The organism is Chromobacterium sp. ASV23 (assembly GCF_016428945.1).
In the GTDB taxonomy this organism is placed as follows: domain Bacteria; phylum Pseudomonadota; class Gammaproteobacteria; order Burkholderiales; family Chromobacteriaceae; genus Chromobacterium; species Chromobacterium sinusclupearum.
Genome location: NZ_JAELTR010000014.1, coordinates 56,172 through 75,837 on the forward strand (window position 1 = coordinate 56,172; position 19,666 = coordinate 75,837).

Below are 19,666 nucleotides of genomic sequence, written 5' to 3' on the forward strand. Positions count from 1 at the left end.
TTTCAGATCTCCTTAAGCGTAGGGCATCATGGCGCGAACAGAGGCCATATTGGTTGCATCCACCATGGTGGTGCCACGCAGTTGGCGCTTGTTCTTGGTGGTCTTCTTGGTCAGGATGTGACGTTTGAAGGCGTAAGAGCGCTTGATACCACCGCTGCCCAACACTTTGAGACGCTTTTTCGCGCTCGACTTGGTCTTCATTTTCGGCATGGAAATGCTCCTGCTGAATTTGTTTGGATTAGACACAGGGTGGCCCGGAAAGGCACTTGAAACCGCTGCGTCACGCTTTTAAGGACGTTGCCGACCTACAAAATCAACACGGCAGAGCGCACTCTGCCGTGTCGGAACGACGATTATACCGATTATTTCTTCTTCGGCGCAATCATCATTACCATCTGACGGCCTTCGAGGCGCGGAAACTGTTCCACCGTGCCCACTTCCGCCAGATCGGCTTCCACGCGCTTGAGCAGCGCGAGGCCGATATCCTGGTGTGCCATCTCACGACCGCGGAAGCGCAGAGTGACCTTGGCCTTGTCGCCTTCAGTCAGGAAACGGACCAGGTTGCGCAACTTGACGTTGTAGTCGCCATCGTCGGTACCCGGACGGAACTTGATTTCCTTGATCTGAACCTGCTTCTGCTTCTGCTTGGCTTCGTGACGCTTCTTGGACATTTCGTACTTGTACTTACCGTAGTCCATCAGCTTGCACACCGGCGGCTGAGCGGTCGGCGAGATCTCTACCAGATCCACGTCGTTCTCTTCGGCCAGAGCCATTGCTTCACGCAGACTGACGATGCCAATCTGCTCACCTTCCTTACCAACCAGACGGATCTCGCGGGCGGTAATTTCGCCGTTGATCCGTGCTTCGCGTTCCTGAGCTATAGCCAAATCTCCTAATGAGTAATAAGTGCGCCGCCGCTGAATCAGGCCTCAGGCATCTCAGCCTTGAGGCGCGCGATAAACGCATCCAGCGTGAGCTGACCCAGGTCTTCGCCCCGGGCGCGCACGGCAACCAGTCCGTCTGCCTTTTCCTTGTCGCCGACAATGATCTGATACGGCAACTTTTGCAGACTATGTTCGCGGATTTTATAGCCGATCTTCTCGTTTCTCAAGTCGAGCTCGACACGGAATCCTTGTTTCTCAAGCGCTTGAGCAATTCCAGACGCATAATCCGCTTGCGCTTCGGTGATATTCATCACCACCATCTGCACCGGTGCCAGCCAGAGAGGGAAGGCGCCAGCATGGTTTTCGATCAGAATGCCGAGGAAGCGTTCCAGCGAACCCAGCGCCGCGCGGTGCAGCATGACCGGACGCTTGCGACTGTTGTCATCCGCCACATATTCGGCGTCCAGACGCTCCGGCAGCATGAAGTCCAGCTGCAGGGTACCACATTGCCAGGAGCGGCCGAGCGCATCCTTGATGTGATACTCGATTTTCGGACCATAGAAGGCGCCCTCGCCCGGCAGCTCTTCCCACTCGACGCCGCAAGCGCGCAGCGCCTCGCGCATGCCTTCCTCGGCCTTGTCCCAGGTGGATTCTTCGCCGATGCGTTTTTCCGGACGCAGCGCCAGCTTGATCGCCACCTTGTCGAAACCGAAGCGGTCGTACACTTCCATCACCAGGCGGTGGAAATCCTTGGCCTCCTGGTTGATCTGGTCTTCCGTACAGAAGATGTGGCCATCGTCCTGCACGAAACCGCGCACGCGCATGATGCCGTGCAGCGCGCCGGACGGCTCGTTGCGATGGCAGGAGCCGAATTCGGCGTAGCGCAGCGGCAGATCGCGATAGGAGCGCAGGCCGCTGTTGAAGATCTGCACATGGCCAGGGCAGTTCATCGGCTTGACGGCGTAGTCGCGCTTTTCCGACTCGGTGATGAACATGTTCTCGCGGTAGTTCGCGGCGTGGCCGGAACGTTCCCACAGGTGCGCGTCCATCATCATCGGCGTGCGCACTTCCTTGTAGCCTTCGCGGTTCAGCTTGGCGCGCATGTACTGCTCGACGCTCTGCCACAGCTGCCAGCCCTTGGGATGCCAGAACACCATGCCCGGCGCCTCGTCCTGCAGGTGGAACAGGTCCAGCTGCACGCCCAGCTTGCGATGGTCGCGCTTTTCCGCCTCTTCCAGCATGTACAGGTAGGCTTCCAGATCTTCTTTCTTGGCCCAGGCCGTGCCGTAAACGCGCTGCAGCATCTCGTTCTTGCTGTCGCCGCGCCAGTAAGCGCCGGCCACCTTCATCAGCTTGAACACCTTCAGCTTGCCGGTGGACGGCACGTGCGGGCCGCGGCACAGGTCAGTGAACTCGCCTTCGCGATACAGAGACAGCACTTCGCCCTGCGGGATCGATTCGATGATCTCGGCCTTGTAGGCTTCGCCAATGCTCTTGAAGTAGGCGATGGCCTCGTCGCGCGGCAGTTCGTAACGCTCGACCGGAATGTCCTTCTTCGCCAGCTCGGCCATCTTCTTCTCGATGGCGGCCAGATCTTCCGGCGTGAACGGGCGCTTGTAGGCGAAATCGTAGTAGAAGCCGTTCTCGATCTCCGGCCCGATGGTCACCTGCGCCTCCGGGAACAGCTCCTTAACGGCGTAAGCCAGCAAGTGGGCGGTGGAGTGACGGATGATGGACAGGCCGTCCGCGTCCTTGTCGGTGACAATGGCCAGATCGACATTGCCGTCGATCAGGTAGCTGGTATCCACCAGCTTGCCATCGACGCGACCCGCCAGCGCGGCGCGCGCCAGGCCGGTGCCGATGGATGCGGCCACTTCATGAACCGTTACCGGTTTGTCGAAAGAACGGACCGAGCCGTCCGGCAAGCGAATGTCTGGCATGTCAACTCCAACGAGGGCGAGAGGTTTTTGTGATCGAGTCTAAAGCAAAAGGATAAAAAAAAAGTGCGGCCTGAGCCGCACTTTTTTTTTCGCATGGTACAACCCGCAAGGCTCAGCTTCCGTGAGTATGTCGGGTTGTGGTAGTTCGTAAGGATTTCACTTAACCACTCCATGCATTGAATTTGGTAGGCACGATCGGATTCGAACCAACGACCCCCACCATGTCAAGGTGGTGCTCTAACCAACTGAGCTACGTGCCTGTCGTCGAGGTGTGCATAGTAAAAGAAGCCCCCTGTCTTGGCAAGCACTTTTTTGCATCTCCGGCGCAAGCCCCGCGCTTGCTGTATACTAGCGGACTGATTTTGCTAAACAAACCCTGAAGCGATACTTCGAATAATGTTGAAGTTTACCGTACACAAGACCTCCGGCGGCGCGCGGCGCGGCACGCTGGAGCTGAACCACGGCACCGTCGAGACCCCGGTTTTCCAGCCCGTGGGCACCTATGGCTCGGTCAAGGCGATGAGCCCGGTCGAGCTGAACGACATCGGCGCGCAGATCATCCTCGGCAACACTTTCCACCTGTGGCTGCGCCCGGGGCTGGAGATCGTCGAGCAGTTCGGCGGCCTGCATGAATTCATCGGCTGGGACAAACCCATCCTCACCGACTCCGGCGGCTTCCAGGTATTCAGCCTGTCCGACATGCGCAAGCTGACCGAGGAAGGCTGCACCTTCCAAAGCCCGATCAACGGCGACAAGCTGTTCCTCAGCCCGGAAATCTCGATGAAGATCCAGACCGTGCTGAATTCGGACATCGTGATGCAGCTGGACGAATGCACGCCGGGCCAGGTGGATCACGCCACCGCGCAGAAGTCGCTGCAGATGAGCCTGCGCTGGGCCGAGCGCTCGCGCCGCGCCTTCGACGACCTGAAAAACCCCAACGCCTTGTTCGGCATCGTGCAGGGCAACCTGTACACCGACCTGCGCCAGGAGTCGCTGGAAGGCCTGATGCAGATCGGTTTCGACGGCATCGCCATCGGCGGATTGTCGGTGGGCGAGCCCAAGCCCGAGATGTACCGCATGCTGACCGAACTGAAGCACATGCTGCCGGCCGAGAAGCCGCACTACCTGATGGGCGTGGGCACGCCGGAAGATCTGGTGCACGGCGTGGCCAACGGCGTGGACATGTTCGACTGCGTGATGCCGACCCGCAACGCGCGCAATGGCTGGATTTTCACCCAGTGGGGCGACGTCAAGATCAAGAACGCGCGCTACAAGGACGACAAGAAGCCGCTGGACGAAGAATGCGCCTGCTACGCCTGCCGCAACTTCAGCCGCGCCTACCTGCACCACCTGCACCGGGTGGGCGAAATCCTGGGCGCGCGCCTCAACACCATCCACAACCTGTATTACTACCAGGAGCTGATGCGCCAGATGCGCCAGGCGATCGAGGAAGACCGCTTCGAGGACTTCCGTCTGGAGTTCGCCGCCAAGCGCGCGCGCGGCGTCAACTAAGCGGGCCGGGCGGGGAACTGCGGCGCCGCGCCGCCGGTCCCACGCCCTTGCCGCGTTCCATGGTTGGAAAACACATGGAGCATGGCTACAATGCCCTGTTTGAATGCAGTCATAACACGAATTTAGGAGTTTCCCTGATGTCCTTCATTACTCCCGCCTTCGCCGCTGGCGGCGCTGCGCCCTCCGGCTTCGATCTGATGGGCTTCCTGCCCATGATCGTCATCTTCGTGCTGTTCTGGTTCCTGATGGTGCGCCCGCAGCAGAAGCGCATGAAGGAAACCCAGAAGATGCTGTCCGAGTTGCAAAAAGGCGACGAAGTCGTCACCCAAGGCGGCATCATCGGCCGCATCACCAAGACCAGCGAGCAATACCTGACGCTGGAAATCGCGGACAAGGTGGAAATCAACGTACAGCGCGGCGCCGTCAGCGCCAAGCTGGAAAAAGGCACGCTGAAGACCCTGTAAGCCACTCATGGCCGCCCCGGAAACCTCCGCAGGCGGCCTTGCTCATTTTCCATCCCAGAACTAGAACATGAACCGCTACCCTCTCTGGAAATACCTCGTCATCGTGGTGGCGCTGATCCTCTCGGCGATCTACACGCTGCCCAACTTCTACGGCGAGACCCCCGCGGTGCAGGTCTCCAGCACGCGCCAATCCATCCCGGTGGACACTGCCCTGATGGCGCGCGTGGAAGACGCGCTGAAATCCCAGAACATCAATCCTGACGGCGTATTCCTCGACAACAACGGTCTGAAGGTTCGCCTCAAGGATACCGACACTCAGCTGAAGGCGCGCGACGCCATCCAGCACGCGCTGGGCGACAACTACATCATCGCGCTGAACCTGCTGCCGGCCTCCCCGGCCTGGCTGACCGCCCTGCGCGCCAACCCGATGTTCCTGGGTCTGGACCTGCGCGGCGGCGTGCACTTCCTGCTGGAAGTGGACATGCAGGCGGCCATCGACAAGGCGATGCAGCGCTACACCGGCGACCTGAAGCGCGAGCTGAAGAACAAGCAGGTCCGCTACGGCGACATCAAGCGCAACGGCAATACGCTGGAAGTGCAGCTGCGCGACGGCGACACGCTGAAATCGGCGCAGGACGTGGCGTATCGCTCGCTGCCGACGCTGGCCATCCGCGCAGACGACAGCAGCAACAAGCTGCTGCTGACGCTGAAGCCGGAAGAGATCACCAAGATCCAGAGCGACGCCGTCAAACAGAACATCACCACGCTGCATAACCGCGTGAACGAACTGGGCACCACCGAGCCCATCATCCAGCAGAATGGCCCGAACCGCATCGTGGTGCAGCTGCCAGGCATTCAGGACACGGCCCGCGCCAAGGACATCATTGGCCGCACCGCCACGCTGGAAGTCCACATGGTGGAAGACGACCAAGGCAAGGTATCGGAAGCGCTGGCCGGCAACGTGCCGGCAGGCTACGAACTGCTGGACGAAGTCACCTCGCGCGGCCAGAGCAAGATCCTGCTGAAGAACGACGTGGAGCTGACCGGCGACAATATCAACGACGCCCAACCCAGCTTCGACCAGTTCGGCGCGCCTGCCGTCAGCATCAATCTGGACAGCGCCGGCGCCGCCATCTTCCGCCAGCTGACTGCCGAGAACGTCGGCAAGCGCATGGCCATGGTGCTGGTGGAAAAAGGCCGCAAGGAAGTGGTCACCGCGCCGGTGATCCGCACCGAGATCGGCGGCGGCCGCGTGGAAATCTCCGGCAGCATGAACGCCGCCGAAGCGAACGACACCGCCCTGCTGTTGCGCGCCGGTTCCCTGGCCGCCCCGATGAACATCATCGAGGAACGCACCATCGGCCCGAGCCTGGGCAAGGAAAACATCGAGAAAGGCTTCCACGCCACATTGTGGGGCTTTGCCGCCATCGTCACCTTCATGGTGCTGTACTACGGCCTGTTCGGCGTGTTCTCCGGCCTGTCGCTGGCGATGAACGTGTTCTTCCTGATCGCCATCCTGTCCATGCTGCAGGCCACGCTGACGCTGCCGGGCATCGCCGCCATCGCGCTGGCGCTGGGCATGGCGATTGACGCCAACGTGCTGATCAACGAACGGATACGCGAGGAGCTGCGCAACGGCGTGCCGCCGCACTCCGCCATCCAGGCCGGCTACAACCACGCCTGGCATACCATCCTCGACTCCAACGTCACCACGCTGATCGCCGGCCTGGCGCTGATGATCTTCGGCACGGGTCCGGTGCGCGGCTTCGCCATCGTGCACTGCCTGGGCATCCTGACCTCCATGTTCTCCGCCGTCGTGGTATCGCGCGGCCTGGTGAACCTGTGGTACGGCCGTCGTCGCAAACTGACCACGCTGGCCATCGGCCAAGTGTGGAAACCGGAAAACAAGGGCTAATCATGGAGCTTTTCCGCATCAAACGGGACATCCCGTTCATGAGCTACGGCAGGCTCACCACGGCGATCTCGCTGGTGACCTTCATTCTCGCCGTGTTCTTCCTGGCCACCCGCGGCCTGAACTTCAGCGTGGAGTTCACCGGCGGCACCGTGCTGGAAGTGCAGTACCAGCAAGCGGCCGAACTGGACAAGATCCGCGACAAGGTCGACACCCTGAAACTCGGCGAAGCCACGGTGCAGAACCTGGGCAGCAGCCGCGACGTGATGATCCGCCTGCCGAACAAGCCGGGCACCAGCTCGGCCCAGTTGTCGGACAAGGTGATGGGCGTATTGAAGGCTGACGATGCCGGCGTGCAGCTGCGCAAAGTGGACTTCGTCGGCCCCAGCGTAGGCGCCGAACTGGTCTCCAGCGGCCTGACCGCCGTCATCCTGGTGTGCGCCGGCATCATGCTGTATCTGGCCCTGCGCTTCGAATGGCGCTTCGCCGTGGCGGCCATCATCGCCAACATGCACGACGTGGTGATCATCCTGGGCTGCTTCGCCTTCTTCCGCTGGGAGTTCTCGCTGACCGTGCTGGCCGGCATCCTGGCGGTGCTGGGCTACTCGGTGAACGAATCGGTGGTGGTGTTCGACCGGATCCGCGAAAACTTCCGCAAGCCGGGCACCCGCAACTTGCCGGTGGCCTCGATCATCGACAACGCCATCACCTCGACGATGAGCCGGACCATCATCACCCACTTCTCCACGGAAATGATGGTGGTGTCCATGCTGGTATTCGGCGGCCCGGCGCTGCACGGCTTCGCCATGGCGCTGACCATCGGCATCATGTTCGGCATCTACTCGTCGGTGCTGGTGGCCAGCCCGATCGCCCTGTGGCTGGGCGTGACGCGCGAGCACATGATCAAGCCGGTGAAACAAAAAGAGGAAGCGGTGGTCTGATCTCCGCAACCTAAACGACTGGCCGGCTTGTCCGGCCAGTTTCGCGTTTACCCTCCCAGTTCGAAACGGAAATCATGGAAGCCATCACGTTTTTGATCGACTTCATCCTGCATATCGATGCCCACCTGAGCCAACTGGTGGCGGCCTATGGCCCATGGATCTACGCCATCCTGTTTTTGATCGTATTCTGCGAAACCGGCCTGGTGGTCACCCCCTTCCTGCCGGGCGATTCGCTGCTGTTCGTGGCCGGCGCGCTGGCCGCCATGGGACAGATGAACCCGCACCTCTTGGTGCTGCTGCTGATCATCGCCGCCATCCTGGGCGACGCCACCAACTACGCCATCGGCCGCAATGTCGGCATGAGATTGTTCGGCATGTTCCCGCGCCTGCTGAAGCAGAGCTACCTCGACAAGACCCACGCCTTCTACGAGCGCCATGGCGGCAAGACCATCATCTTCGCCCGCTTCGTGCCCATCGTGCGCACCTTCGCGCCGTTCGTCGCCGGCATCGGCAAGATGCACTACCCGCAGTTTTTGAAGTACAACGTGGTGGGCGCCATCGCCTGGGTGGTCGGCTTCACTTACGCCGGCTACTTCTTCGGCAACCTGCCCTTTGTGCGCAAAAATCTGGAGCTGCTGATCTTCGGCATCATCTTCGTTTCCTTCCTGCCGGGGCTGATCGAAATCTGGCGCCACAAGCGCGCGGCCGCCCGCGGCTGATCCGTAGTAGAATCGACAAGGCCGCCTTAGCGCGGCCTTTTGCATTGCCATCACTATCAAACGCCGCCCATGACACGCATCCAACGCCTGCCCGACCACCTCGTCAACCAGATCGCCGCCGGCGAAGTGGTGGAACGCCCCGCCTCCGCGCTGAAGGAAATGCTGGAAAACAGCCTGGACGCCGGAGCGAGCAAGGTCAGCGTCGATCTGGCTCAGGGCGGTATCAAGCTGATCCGGGTGACGGACAACGGCAGCGGCATCGCGGCCGAAGACCTGCCGCTGGCGCTGGACCGCCACGCCACCAGCAAGATCGCCTCGCTCGATGATCTGGAATCGGTGGCGACGCTGGGCTTCCGCGGCGAGGGTTTGGCCAGCGTGGCGTCGGTATCGCGGCTGACGCTGGTGAGCCGCCCGCACGACGCGGACCACGCCCACCAGATCATCGCCATCGACGGCACCCTGCACCCGGTGGAGCCGGCCGCCCATCCGCACGGCACCAGCGTGGAAGTGGTGGACCTGTATTTCAACACGCCGGCGCGGCGCAAATTCCTGAAGAGCGAGAACACCGAATACGCGCATTGCGAGGCGACATTCGAGCGCATCGCCCTGGCGCATCCGCACGTGGAATTCCTGCTGCGCCACAACGGCAAGGTGATCTGGCGGCTGCCCGCGCAAAGCGCCGAAGACCGCGTGGCAGCGTTGCTGGGCAAGGACTTCGTCGCCGCCGCCATCCCGCTGGACAGTCAGGCCGGCCCGCTGGCGCTGACGGGCTTCGTCGCCTCGCCCACTTACTCCAAGGCCAGCCGCGACGCCCAGTACTTCTACGTCAACGGCCGCTTCGTCCGCGACAAGACCGCCCAGCACGCGTTGCGCCAGGCTTACCGCGACGTGCTGCACCACGACCGCCATCCCGCCTACGCGCTGTTCTTCCAGCTTGAGCCGTCGGGCGTGGACGTCAACGTCCATCCCACCAAGATTGAAGTGCGCTTCCGCGAAAGCCAGGCGGTGCACCAGTTCCTGTTTCACAGCGTGCACAAGGCGCTGGCAGGCACCACCGCCGGCGCCGCGCCGACGGTGCAGGTGAACAACTCGACGCCCGACGCCGCGCCGGCCCTGTCTCAAGGCGAATCGGCCTCGTTGTTCGGCAACAGCTCGCCCGCGCCCGCCGCGCGTCCTGCCTCGTTCAACCCGCCGGCGGCGCAGCCCTTCCGCTATCAGCAACAGGCCATCCCGCTGAACGTGGCGCGCGAAGCGGTAGGCGTCTACGACAAGCTGTTCGGCGGCCTGCGCGAAGAAGAAAGGGCGCTGTCCCGCCCCGAGCCGGCGATGCCCGCCCCCGCCGCGCCGCTGCCGCATCCGGCCGTGCTGCCCATGCCGGCCCACGACGAAGACGGCATCCCGCCGCTGGGCTTCGCCCTGGCCCAGCTGCACGGCGTCTACATCCTCAGCCAATGCGCCGAAGGCCTGATCCTGGTGGACATGCACGCCGCGCATGAGCGCATCGTCTACGAACGGCTGAAAACCGCGCTGGAAACCGACGCCATCCCGCTGCAGCCCTTGCTGCTGCCGGTATCGTTCGCCGCCGACCGCATGGAAGTGGCCACCGCGCACGAGCATGGCGAGGAAATGAAGAAGCTGGGCGTGGAACTGGCGCCGCTGTCGCCGACCCAGATCGCCGTGCGAGGCGTGCCGGTGTGGCTGAAAGACGGCGATCCGGTGGAGCTGGCGCGCGCGGTGCTGAAAGACGTGCGCGAATTCGGCCTCAGCCAGGTGCTGACCGAGCGCCGCAACGAGCTGCTGGCCACCATGGCCTGCCACGGCGCCGTGCGCGCCAACCGCCAGCTAACGCTGCCGGAAATGAACGCGCTGCTGCGCGACATGGAAGCCACGGAACGCTCCGGCCAGTGCAACCACGGCCGCCCCACCTGGACCCGGCTGACCATGCGCGATCTGGACAAGCTGTTCATGCGCGGGCAATGAGCAAGAAGCGCAGCCCTTAGCGCCAGCGCTGGCACTCCCGGTCATCCGGGTGCTGATGCAACTCCTATAGGGTGGAAGCCCGACCCTGCCGTGCGCTCAGTCGCAATGCCCGGCGGAAGCGAACCGATTACAGATAATCCCGCATCCGATAGTAAGCCATCCCCAACACCAGCGCCGGCGTGCGCAGCAGCTTGCCGCCAGGGAAAGGCCGATGGCGGATCTTGCTGAACAGGTCCAAGCGCGACGAGGTGCCGGCGATGGCCTCCGCCACCACCTTGCCGGCCAGCCCGGTGATATTGACGCCGTGGCCTGAGAAGCCTTGCAGGTAGTAGACATTGCCCGACAGCCGGCCAAAATCCGGCGCGCGGTTGACGGTGATGTCGCAGAAGCCGCCCCAGGCGTAGTCGATGCGCGCGTCGGCCAGTTGCGGGAACACGCGCAGCATGTCGGCGCGCATGGCGCCGGCCAGGTCGCGCGGCTCGCGGCCGGAGTAGCTGACCTTGCCGCCGAACAGCAAGCGGTGGTCGGCCGACAAACGGTAGTAATCCAGCACGAAATTGGTGTCGCACACCGCCATATTGTCGGCGATCAGCGCGCGGGCGCGCGCTTCGCCCAGCGGCTCGGTGGCGATGACATAGGTGCCGGCCGGCATGATCCGCCGTTCCAGCTCTGGAACCAGCGCGCCGATGTAGGAATTGCAGGCCAGCACCACTTGGCCGCAGGACACCACGCCATACTCGGTATGGACCTTGGGCGCCGCACCCTGCTCCAGGCGGGTGGCGGGCGATTGCTCGTAGATGCCCACGCCGGCGTCCCGCGCCGCCTGGGCCAGGCCCAGCGTGTAATTCAGCGGATGCAGGTGGCCGGAGCGCGGATCGAACAGCCCACCCTGATAACGCTCGCTTGCCAGCTTGCCGCGCAGCGTGGCGCGGTCCCACAACTGCTGTCCGCCGTAGCCGTAGCGCTGTTCGGCCTCGCGCTGCCAGTCTTCCAGATCTTGCATATGGCGCGGCTTGACCGCCACGCTGACGTAACCGCGTTGCCAGTCGCAACGGATGCCATGCTTGCGCACCCGCTCGTCGATGATGTCCACCGCCTCCACCGACATATCCCACAGCGCCTTGGCCGCCTCATCGCCCAACTGGGCGCGGATACCGGCTATGTCGCTGGCGAAACCGGCGATCACCTGGCCGCCGTTGCGGCCTGAGGCGCCGAAGCCCACTTGCGAGCCTTCCAGCAGGATCACCGAAAAACCCTTCTCGCGCAGATTCAATGCCGCGGACAAGCCGGCCAGGCCGCCCCCCACCACGCACACGTCGCAATGCGCCTCGCCGCGCAACGGAGGCAGCGGGTCCCAAGCATGGGCGGTGGCAGCGTAGTACGACGGCGGATGCGGTTGATGGGCGAAACGCAGCATGGGATGTCCTCGGCGGGGCAAAGCGGAAAAGCAGCCCCGGCGACGCCGGGGCCATGGACGGTTACATCATCAATACGACGGGGGTGTCGCCGCGCCAGCTGACATACACCGGCTCGTCCCAGGTGGGGGCGGTTTCATTGGCGTCGAACCAGCGCGACGACGGCACCACCGATTTGACGATCTTGCCGCTGGCCAGTTTCACGTGATAGATGGAATAACTGCCGAGATAAGCGATATCCTGCACTTTGCCGGCCGCGCGGTTGGGGCCTGGCGGCAGCGGCTGCTTGTCCAGCCGCACATCCTCCGGCCGCACGCTGGTCCAGACATGCATGCCCTTGGGGCCGGTGATGCCGTGCTCGATGCGGATCATGCCGCCCAGTTCCTGCGAGTTGATCTCCACCAGGTCCGGCTCATCCACCACCACCGAACCCTCGAACATATTAGTTTCGCCGATGAACTCGGCGGTGAAGCGACAGTTCGGATATTCGTAGATCTCGGTCGGCGTGCCCACCTGCAGCAGCTTGCCCTCGCTCATGATGCCGATGCGGCTGGCCATGGTCATCGCCTCTTCCTGATCGTGCGTCACCATGATGCAGGTCACGCCCACCGCCTCGATGGTGTTGACCAGTTCCAGCTGGGTCTGCTGCCGCAGCTTCTTGTCCAAGGCGCCCAGGGGCTCGTCCAGCAGCAGGAGCTTGGGCCGTTTCACCAGGCTGCGCGCCAAGGCCACGCGCTGCTGCTGGCCGCCGGACAGCTGATGCGGTTTGCGGCCGGCGAACTTGCGCATCTGCACCAGGTCCAGCATCTTGGCCACCCGCTCGGCGATCTCGTCTTTGGGCGCTTTGTCCTGCTTCAGGCCAAAGGCGACATTCTGCTCCACGGTCATGTGCGGAAACAGCGCGTAATTCTGGAACATCATATTGACCGGCCGCTCGTACGGCTGCAGCCCTTGCATGTCCTGGCCATCGAGGATGATGCGGCCGGAGGTCGGCGTTTCCATCCCGGCCAGCATGCGCAGCAGCGTGGACTTGCCGCAACCGGAACTGCCGAGCAGGGCGAAGATTTCATTCTTGCGGATGTCCAGGTCGATATGGTCCACCGCCAGGTGATCGCCGAACTTCTTGACCACCCCCGATATCCGCAGGTAGGCCGCCTCTTCGACGGCGGGGGCGGCGCTGGCCGCGCCGCGGGCGGGAATGGCTGCTGCTTGTTTAGTGGCCGCGATGGCTTCCGACATGATCTGACTCCCTCCGACTCGACGCCTCGCGGCGCCGCTGCTGTTGAGCGCATGCTGCGATGGAACGGGAGCACCTGCCGGCCTCCCTCGGACTTGAACCAGGCTAACGCGGGCAAGGCATGGCAGGAAGCGTCAGGACCGATGGCCTGCCCACACCAGCTTCGCGCTGCATGAAAAGATTAAACGAAGAATAGCCCGAGCGGGAAGGTGCGGACAGCCGCGCCGGCGGCATGACGATAAAGGCAGCCATGATGTCTCCTCTTGTCTTGGCCGGCGTCTGATGCGCCAGCTTTGCCACAGCCTATGCCATGTTTAATAAATTTGACAAGTACGAGATGAAATCCTGGGCCAGGGCGATCCGCAGCTTGTCGCATGCAAGCCGCAGACCATTCAAGAACAGAGAAACAAGCCAGCCAAACAGACGGTTAGCGAATGGAGGAGAGATCGGTCTGGCAATCACATGCCGCAGCCGGCTTGGCTGGCTGCCGGCGCTCGACGAACAGGCTGTTGCCCGGCATCTTCTTGGCCTGCTTCTTGGCATCGGCCGTCACCGCGCCGATTTCATGATGGCTGACATACTGGCCGGCCCGCACCTTTACCACCCCCAGCGACAAGGTGGTCAGCGGCAGGAACATGGTTTCGCCGCTGCGGACCGCCACCTCGAAACCGCCGGCGGCGCGATGCGCCTCGGAAAAGTGCTGCGAGGCCTGCTGACCAAACTCGCGCAGGATCAGCCGCAGCCGCGCCTCCCAGTCCTCCGACTGCATCAGCACCACAAAGTCGTCGCCGCCGACATGGCCGACGAAGTCGCGTTCCGGATCGGCATGCTCCAGCAACAGATGCGCCACCAGTTCGATCAGGTTGTCGCCGGCGGCGTAACCGTATAAATCGTTAAACGGCTTGAAGTGGTCCAGGTCCGCATAGGCCACCACAAACGGCGACTGCATGCCGAGCAGGCGGTCTATCGTTTCATTGATCGGCACATTGCCGGGCAGGCCGGTCAACGGATTGGCGTAGCGCGCCGCCGACAGCTGCAGCTCGGTGATCTTGCGCATCAGCGCGAAACCGGTGCCCATGCCCAGGTAGCGGCCGTTCTCCGTGATGATGAAACCATCCACCAGATAGCGTTGCTCCGCAGCCACCACCAGGCTGGACAGTTCTTGAATATTGATGTCGGCGTTCACCACCAAGGGCTGCTTGTCCATCATCATATGGCAAGGCTTCTTGCCGTACAGCTCGCGATTGAAAGGCTTGGCGAAGCTTTCCAGCAAATGATGGCGGCGCAGCAGCCCTACCGGCACGCCATCCTCCACCACCGGGATGGCAAAGCAGTCCGGATGATCGGCAAAACGGCGGTAAGCCGCTTCATTGGCCACCTTGGACTCCATCGGCGCCACTTCCATCAGCAGATCGCGCGCCAGCGGCTGGTTGCGCAGCCCCAGGCGGCGGCTGCCGGCCCATGGCAGCATATCGTTCTGCAAGGGCAGCTCCAGCACCGGATGCGCCTGCGGCCGCGCCAGCAGATAGCCCTGGCCGTAGCGCACGCCCAGCCGGCACAAGGTGCGCAGCTCGGCCGGCGACTCTATGCCTTCCGCCACAAGCAGCGCGCCGGATTGGCGGGAAATATCCACCATCGAGCGAACGAATTGCTCTTTCAACGGGTCCAGATGGATGTTCTGTACAAAATGTTTGTCCAGCTTGACGAAATCCGGCCGCAGCTCGGACCACAGCCGCAGATTGGAAAAGCCCTCACCCAGATCGTCCAGCGCGACGCGCAGTCCGCCCTGGCGACAGCGATCCGTGACTTCGCGCAAAGCCAGATAGCCGCCATTGGGGCGGGTTTCCGTCAACTCCAGAATCACGCGCTTGCTGTCCAGGCCGATCTGACTGAAGAATGAAAAGATGGCGGCCGGGCGCTGGCCTTGCACCAGCAGCGTCTCCGGGCTGGTATTCACGAACAGCAAGCCAGGCAGGGATAGTTCGGCAAAGCGTTCCGCGCAGGTGCGCAAGCAGGCCTGATCCAGCGCCAGCAGCATCTGGCATCGTTCGGCCGCCTCGAACAGCATCATCGGCGAATGCAACATGCTGTCCGACGGCCCGCGGATCAGCCCCTCGTAACCCAGGATGGCCCCGGTTTCCAGATCCACGATAGGCTGGAATACCGGCTGCAGCTTGCGCTGACCGATGATTTCTTCCAGTTCGTGACACCAGCCAGCCAATCCATCCCGCACGGTTGGCTCGACGCAAGTTTGCATGATCTTTAAAGACAGTCCGATTGCGTTAAACAACGTTAATCTAAAACAATTAAATGTCATCTCGATTACATACGCCGTTTGCATTCCATCCCTGTTCAGCGCGGCCTGAGCGGTTCTAGAATGAAAACACAAACCTAAGCCACAGGAGCCCGCCATGCCTCATGCCCAGATCGCCGGACACCGGGTCTATTACGAGGAGAGCGGCCATGGCGTTCAGCCGCTGCTGTTGCTGAACGGCATCACCATGTCCACCGTAGGCTGGACGCTGATGGTGCCGGCGCTGGAGCAGCATTTCCGCCTGCTGCGTCTGGACTTTCTCGGCCAAGGACAAACCGACCATCCGCCCGCCGAGCAATATCAGCTGGCGGAACAAGCCGATCTGGCCGCCGGGCTGCTGGAGTGGCTGGGCATCGAGCAAGCCTACGTGGTAGGGTTGTCCTACGGCGGCATGGTGGCGCAGCACCTGACCCACCGTCATCCAGGCCGCGTGTCGCGGCTGCTGCTGGCCGGCACGCTGGCCTGGGCCGACAGCGTCAATAGCCATATCGGCGACAGCTGGATCGCCGCCCATCACCAGGGCGGCCTGGACTTGCGCTACCAGATCAGCGTCCCCTGGTTGTTTTCCAGCCGCTTCCTCTCCGGCAACGCCGGCATGCTGGAAAACCTGAAAGTGCTGGCCGGCATGGTGGATTGGGACGCGGTGATCCGCCTGATCGAGGGCGTCAAGCAGCATGATTCCCGCACCTGGCTATCACAATTGCAACTACCGGTGCATATACTGGTCGGAGACGAAGACCGGCTGACGCCGCTATATCAGGCCCGGCTGTTGCACGAACTGATTCCGAACGCCGAGCTGGAAATCCTCCCCGGCGTCGGCCATGTGCTGCACATCGAAGCCGCGGAAGCCTTTGTCCGCAGCATCATCCGTTTCGGCGCCCGCTGAGGCGGCCACAACACCAAGGGGGAAGACTCGATGAGCGCTGAAGCCGTACTGTTGAATGTTGACAAACAGGGCGTCGCCACCGTGACGCTGAACCGCGCCGATCTGCACAACGCGCTGGATGATGAAGCCATCAGCCTGCTGGCCGCCACGCTGGAGACGCTGGCCGAGGACAATTCGGTTCGAGCGGTGGTGCTTACCGGCAGCGGCATCAGCTTCTCCGCCGGCCATGACCCCGACTGGCTGCGCCGCTTGTCGCAGTTCAGCGCCAGCGACCTCAACCGCTACGCGCAGCAGCACGCCCGGCTGCTGCACACGCTGGACACCCTGCCCCAGCCGACGGTGGCCCGCGTGCAAGGCTCGGCTTTTGGCCTGGGCGTGGCGCTGGTCGCCTGTTGCGACATCGCCATCGGCGCATCGGAGGCCTTGTTTAGCCTGTCCGATGTCCGCTTCGGCCAGATCCCGGCATTGGCGATACCTTACCTGGTGCGCGCCATCGGCGAGCGTCCCACCCGCCGCTATTGCATCAGCGCCGAACGCTTCAATGCCGGCAAGGCCAAGCGGCTGGGATTGATTCATCAAGTATTGGAGAACGACGAACTGGACGCCGCCGTCCAGCACATGCTGGCGCAGCTGCTGCTGAACGGCCCGGCGGCGATGCGCGCCGCCAAGCATCTGGTGGGAGAAGTCGGGCATCAGGACATCACGCCGCAGGTGATACAGCGCTGCATCGAACACAGCCTCGCGGTGCGCATGAGCGACGAGGGCCGCGAAGGCATCCAAGCGCTGATCGAAATGCGCAAGCCGTCCTGGCTGGAGTGACGCCCGGCTGGCTCATCGGGGCGCGTCGATGCGACAATAGCCCGCATCGACGATTGCCTGGTTCCCCATGTCCAACCACACCTTCTTCTGGCACGACTACGAAACCTTCGGCGCCGTGCCGCGCCGCGACCGCCCGTCGCAATTCGCCGGCATCCGCACCGATGCCGAACTGAACGAAATCGGCGAGCCGGTGATGCTGTACTGCCGCCCGGCGCCCGACTACCTGCCCACGCTGCAGGCCACCCTGCTGACCGGCATCACGCCGCAGCTATGCCGCGAGCGCGGCGTGGCCGAGCATGAGTTCGCCGGCGTGATAGAACGCGAACTGGCCACGCCGGCCACCATAGGCGTCGGCTACAACTCGCTGCGCTTCGACGACGAGGTCACCCGCTTTCTGTTCTGGCGCAACCTGATCGACCCTTACGCGCGCGAATGGCAGAACCACTGCGGGCGCTGGGATCTGCTGGACCTGGTGCGCGCCACCTACGCGCTGCGGCCGGACGGCATCGTCTGGCCTCAGCACGAAGACGGCCGCGTCAGCTTCAAGCTGGAACACCTGTCCGCCGCCAACGGCCTGGCGCATGAGTCGGCGCACGACGCGCTGTCCGACGTGCGCGCCACCATCGCCCTGGCCAGATTGATCCGCCAGCGCCAACCCAAGCTGTTCGATTACTACCTGACGCTGCGCAAAAAGGATGCAGTCAAGGTGCAGCTATCCTTGCACGACCCCAAGCCGGTGCTGCACGTTTCCGGCATGTATGGCGTCGAGCGCGGCAATCTGGCCCTGGTGTGGCCGCTGGCCGCTCACCCGACCAACGCCAACGAGGTCATCGTCTGGGACCTGGCGCATGACCCGGCCGAACTGCGCGGCCTGTCCGCCGATGATATCCGTCTGCGCCTGTTCAGCCGCGCCGACGAACTGCCGGCAGGCACGCAACGGCTGCCGATCAAGACCATTCACATCAACAAATCGCCGTTCGTGGTCGCCAATCTCAAGGTATTGAGCGAGGAAGCCGCGGCGCGCTGGAGCATGGACCTGGCAGCCATGCGCCGCCACGCCGAGGCAGCGAAAACCTTGCCGGACCTGTCCGCGCTGTGGCGCCGCGTCTATCAGCGCGAGGCAGGCGATCCGCTGGACGTCGACGAAAACCTGTACGGCGGTTTTGTTTCCAACAACGACCGCAAGGTGCTGCAGAAAATGCGCCGGCTGTCCGCCCCGCAACTGGCCGGAGAGATGGCGCTGTTTGAAGATCCGCAGTTGGCGGAACTGCTGTTCCGCTACCGCGCCCGCAACTTCCCCAACTCCTTGTCCGACAGCGACCAGCGACGCTGGAAGCAATGGTGCCGAGAACGGCTGGCTGCCGCCCTGCCAGGTTTCCAAAGAGAAATGGCGGAGCTGGAGGCAAGCGAGCTCCCGCCCGAGCATAGGCAGCTGTTGCGACAAGTGGCGGATTATGCCGCGAATCTGCAAGTCGAGCTGGACTAACGCCCAGTAAGCGACGATTGGCAGAGCGCCGGCGCGCTCTGCCAGCATGGTAGCAGTCAACGCCCTCTTGCCCACCCTTAGCCATTGCCTGGCAAGGCTCCGCGCGGTATTAGGGCAAATTCGTCTTCCTCCGCAAGCCGAGTCCTCGGCCCTTTTTTCTGCTCCCTACGCGTTTCCCCTTATGAATTTTCACTATCTAGTGCACTAGAACCATTTATATGGGAATCAAAAATGCGCCCCAGGAGGCTTGCATGCTGCACCAACTCACTGTTCGACAAAAACTGCTGGGCGGTTTCTCGCTACTGATCCTGCTGCTCTGCGTCGTCGTCGTCGTCGCCTACAACAAACTGCAGACCATCCAGGACAACGTCACCGAGATTAAAGAAGACCGCTACCCCAAGATCATTCTGTCCCAACGCATCGCACTGAACCTGCTCTACATCAGCCGCGGCGTGCGCGATGGCGTGCTGGCGCGCGACAGCGGCATGGCAGAAAAGAAAATTCAGGACGTGAATGCAATCCGCGACAGCAACCGCGCCGACCTGGAAAAAATGGAGCCCATGCTGTCCACTCCGGAAGGCAGGGCTTTGTTCGCGAAAATCCGGCAAGCACAAGATGAGCAACGGCCACTATTCGAGCCCTTGTATGCGCTGATTCGCAGCCACCAGACCGATGCCGCCCGCGATTTTCTGGAAACCAAGTTCGCGCCGGCCAACAACAACTTCATCAACGCGCTGTTGTCGCTGCGCGACCGTCAGCAAGGCCGGCTGGATAAATCGATGGTGATCGCGCTGGAATCCAGCCGGGATGCGGTGATCATCCTGCTCGCTACCGCGCTGGCGTCGCTGCTGCTCGCGGTCGTAGTCGCCTTGTGGATCTCGCACTTGATCACCTCTCCGCTGCGCAAGTCGGCCGATCTGGTGCATCAGATCAAGCAGGGCAATCTGTCCGGCGTCAGCGAACCTATCCCCCCAGCACGCGACGAGGCGATGCAGATCGCCCGCGACATCCAGGAAATGCGCGACGGCCTGCGCCAGATGGTGCAAAGCATCCAGGAAAACGCTCATCACGTCTCCGACTCCGCCCGCGCGCTGTCCGGCATGGCGCAGCAAGTAGCCACCGGCGCCCAAACCCAGGCCGAAGCCACCTCGTCTGCC

General features: G+C 62.7%; 17 protein-coding genes and 1 tRNA gene. 10 read left to right on the forward strand and 8 right to left on the reverse strand.

The features are described from left to right. Window positions 1–12: 12 nt before the first annotated feature. From rpmI to JHD59_RS08385, 4 genes are all read right to left on the reverse strand, one after another. Entirely contained in the window at window positions 13–210 is a 198-nt protein-coding gene (rpmI, locus tag JHD59_RS08370) for a 50S ribosomal protein L35 (protein ID WP_043626585.1), read from the reverse strand. Window positions 211–362: 152 nt separating this feature from the next. Beyond that, window positions 363–887 carry a translation initiation factor IF-3 gene (gene infC, locus JHD59_RS08375; RefSeq protein WP_083340992.1) on the reverse strand — a complete coding sequence of 175 codons (525 nt, stop codon included), beginning with the start codon at window positions 885–887 and terminating at the stop codon, window positions 363–365. Between the two features lie 35 nt (window positions 888–922). Next, window positions 923–2,824 carry a threonine--tRNA ligase gene (gene thrS, locus JHD59_RS08380; RefSeq protein WP_103319844.1) on the reverse strand — a complete coding sequence of 634 codons (1,902 nt, stop codon included), beginning with the start codon at window positions 2,822–2,824 and terminating at the stop codon, window positions 923–925. A 183-nt stretch (window positions 2,825–3,007) separates the two neighbouring features. Beyond that, window positions 3,008–3,084 (reverse strand) — tRNA-Val (locus tag JHD59_RS08385). Window positions 3,085–3,220: 136 nt separating this feature from the next. On the opposite strand from JHD59_RS08385, the gene tgt reads away from it, so the two are divergent. The 6 genes from tgt to mutL all read left to right on the forward strand — a co-directional run bounded on the left by tgt (window position 3,221) and on the right by mutL (window position 10,352). Continuing rightward, window positions 3,221–4,336 (forward strand): tRNA guanosine(34) transglycosylase Tgt, encoded by a 1,116-nt coding sequence (gene tgt / locus JHD59_RS08390; RefSeq protein ID WP_199153916.1) that lies wholly within the window; start codon window positions 3,221–3,223, stop codon window positions 4,334–4,336. Window positions 4,337–4,473: 137 nt separating this feature from the next. After that, window positions 4,474–4,800 (forward strand): preprotein translocase subunit YajC, encoded by a 327-nt coding sequence (yajC, locus tag JHD59_RS08395; RefSeq protein WP_043626576.1) that lies wholly within the window; start codon window positions 4,474–4,476, stop codon window positions 4,798–4,800. A 67-nt stretch (window positions 4,801–4,867) separates the two neighbouring features. Further along, window positions 4,868–6,715, forward strand: a complete 1,848-nt coding sequence (secD, locus tag JHD59_RS08400) for a protein translocase subunit SecD (protein ID WP_199153917.1) — start codon at window positions 4,868–4,870, stop codon at window positions 6,713–6,715. 2 nt (window positions 6,716–6,717) lie between these two features. Continuing rightward, window positions 6,718–7,653, forward strand: a complete 936-nt coding sequence (gene secF, locus JHD59_RS08405; protein ID WP_103319849.1) for a protein translocase subunit SecF — start codon at window positions 6,718–6,720, stop codon at window positions 7,651–7,653. Between the two features lie 74 nt (window positions 7,654–7,727). Continuing rightward, the gene (locus JHD59_RS08410) at window positions 7,728–8,372 is read left to right on the forward strand and encodes a DedA family protein (protein WP_103319850.1); all 645 of its coding nucleotides are present in this window, start codon (window positions 7,728–7,730) and stop codon (window positions 8,370–8,372) included. 69 nt (window positions 8,373–8,441) lie between these two features. Beyond that, a complete protein-coding gene (gene mutL, locus JHD59_RS08415) occupies window positions 8,442–10,352 on the forward strand; it encodes a DNA mismatch repair endonuclease MutL (RefSeq protein WP_199153918.1) in 1,911 nt (636 codons plus the stop codon). Between the two features lie 127 nt (window positions 10,353–10,479). On the opposite strand, the gene JHD59_RS08420 is transcribed toward mutL, so the two are convergent. From JHD59_RS08420 to JHD59_RS08435, 4 genes are all read right to left on the reverse strand, one after another. Next, window positions 10,480–11,769 carry an FAD-binding oxidoreductase gene (locus tag JHD59_RS08420; protein ID WP_199153919.1) on the reverse strand — a complete coding sequence of 430 codons (1,290 nt, stop codon included), beginning with the start codon at window positions 11,767–11,769 and terminating at the stop codon, window positions 10,480–10,482. A gap of 61 nt (window positions 11,770–11,830) precedes the next feature. Beyond that, entirely contained in the window at window positions 11,831–13,006 is a 1,176-nt protein-coding gene (locus JHD59_RS08425) for an ABC transporter ATP-binding protein (protein ID WP_103319855.1), read from the reverse strand. Window positions 13,007–13,109: 103 nt separating this feature from the next. Further along, window positions 13,110–13,256: a hypothetical protein gene (locus JHD59_RS08430; protein ID WP_158248746.1), complete on the reverse strand. Its 147-nt coding sequence runs from the start codon at window positions 13,254–13,256 to the stop codon at window positions 13,110–13,112. A 175-nt stretch (window positions 13,257–13,431) separates the two neighbouring features. Continuing rightward, entirely contained in the window at window positions 13,432–15,261 is a 1,830-nt protein-coding gene (locus JHD59_RS08435) for a GGDEF domain-containing protein (protein WP_199153920.1), read from the reverse strand. Window positions 15,262–15,415: 154 nt separating this feature from the next. On the opposite strand from JHD59_RS08435, the gene JHD59_RS08440 reads away from it, so the two are divergent. The 4 genes from JHD59_RS08440 to JHD59_RS08455 all read left to right on the forward strand — a co-directional run. Then, window positions 15,416–16,204, forward strand: a complete 789-nt coding sequence (locus JHD59_RS08440; RefSeq protein WP_199153921.1) for an alpha/beta fold hydrolase — start codon at window positions 15,416–15,418, stop codon at window positions 16,202–16,204. Window positions 16,205–16,234: 30 nt separating this feature from the next. After that, a complete protein-coding gene (locus JHD59_RS08445; protein ID WP_103319860.1) occupies window positions 16,235–17,023 on the forward strand; it encodes an enoyl-CoA hydratase-related protein in 789 nt (262 codons plus the stop codon). 67 nt (window positions 17,024–17,090) lie between these two features. After that, the gene (sbcB, locus tag JHD59_RS08450) at window positions 17,091–18,509 is read left to right on the forward strand and encodes an exodeoxyribonuclease I (RefSeq protein ID WP_199153922.1); all 1,419 of its coding nucleotides are present in this window, start codon (window positions 17,091–17,093) and stop codon (window positions 18,507–18,509) included. 251 nt (window positions 18,510–18,760) lie between these two features. Then, window positions 18,761–19,666, forward strand: a 906-nt coding sequence (locus tag JHD59_RS08455) for an MCP four helix bundle domain-containing protein (protein ID WP_199153923.1), incomplete at its 3' end; no start/stop codon positions are given.

Coding starts and splice junctions, on each gene's coding strand:
- rpmI (WP_043626585.1), bottom strand. CDS start 210: ATGCCGAAAATGAAGACCAAGTCGAGCGCGAAAAAGCGTCTCAAAGTG.
- thrS (WP_103319844.1), bottom strand. CDS start 2,824: ATGCCAGACATTCGCTTGCCGGACGGCTCGGTCCGTTCTTTCGACAAA.
- tgt (WP_199153916.1), top strand. CDS start 3,221: ATGTTGAAGTTTACCGTACACAAGACCTCCGGCGGCGCGCGGCGCGGC.
- yajC (WP_043626576.1), top strand. CDS start 4,474: ATGTCCTTCATTACTCCCGCCTTCGCCGCTGGCGGCGCTGCGCCCTCC.
- secD (WP_199153917.1), top strand. CDS start 4,868: ATGAACCGCTACCCTCTCTGGAAATACCTCGTCATCGTGGTGGCGCTG.
- secF (WP_103319849.1), top strand. CDS start 6,718: ATGGAGCTTTTCCGCATCAAACGGGACATCCCGTTCATGAGCTACGGC.
- JHD59_RS08410 (WP_103319850.1), top strand. CDS start 7,728: ATGGAAGCCATCACGTTTTTGATCGACTTCATCCTGCATATCGATGCC.
- mutL (WP_199153918.1), top strand. CDS start 8,442: ATGACACGCATCCAACGCCTGCCCGACCACCTCGTCAACCAGATCGCC.
- JHD59_RS08420 (WP_199153919.1), bottom strand. CDS start 11,769: ATGCTGCGTTTCGCCCATCAACCGCATCCGCCGTCGTACTACGCTGCC.
- JHD59_RS08425 (WP_103319855.1), bottom strand. CDS start 13,006: ATGTCGGAAGCCATCGCGGCCACTAAACAAGCAGCAGCCATTCCCGCC.
- JHD59_RS08430 (WP_158248746.1), bottom strand. CDS start 13,256: ATGGCTGCCTTTATCGTCATGCCGCCGGCGCGGCTGTCCGCACCTTCC.
- JHD59_RS08435 (WP_199153920.1), bottom strand. CDS start 15,261: ATGCAAACTTGCGTCGAGCCAACCGTGCGGGATGGATTGGCTGGCTGG.
- JHD59_RS08440 (WP_199153921.1), top strand. CDS start 15,416: ATGCCTCATGCCCAGATCGCCGGACACCGGGTCTATTACGAGGAGAGC.
- JHD59_RS08445 (WP_103319860.1), top strand. CDS start 16,235: ATGAGCGCTGAAGCCGTACTGTTGAATGTTGACAAACAGGGCGTCGCC.
- sbcB (WP_199153922.1), top strand. CDS start 17,091: ATGTCCAACCACACCTTCTTCTGGCACGACTACGAAACCTTCGGCGCC.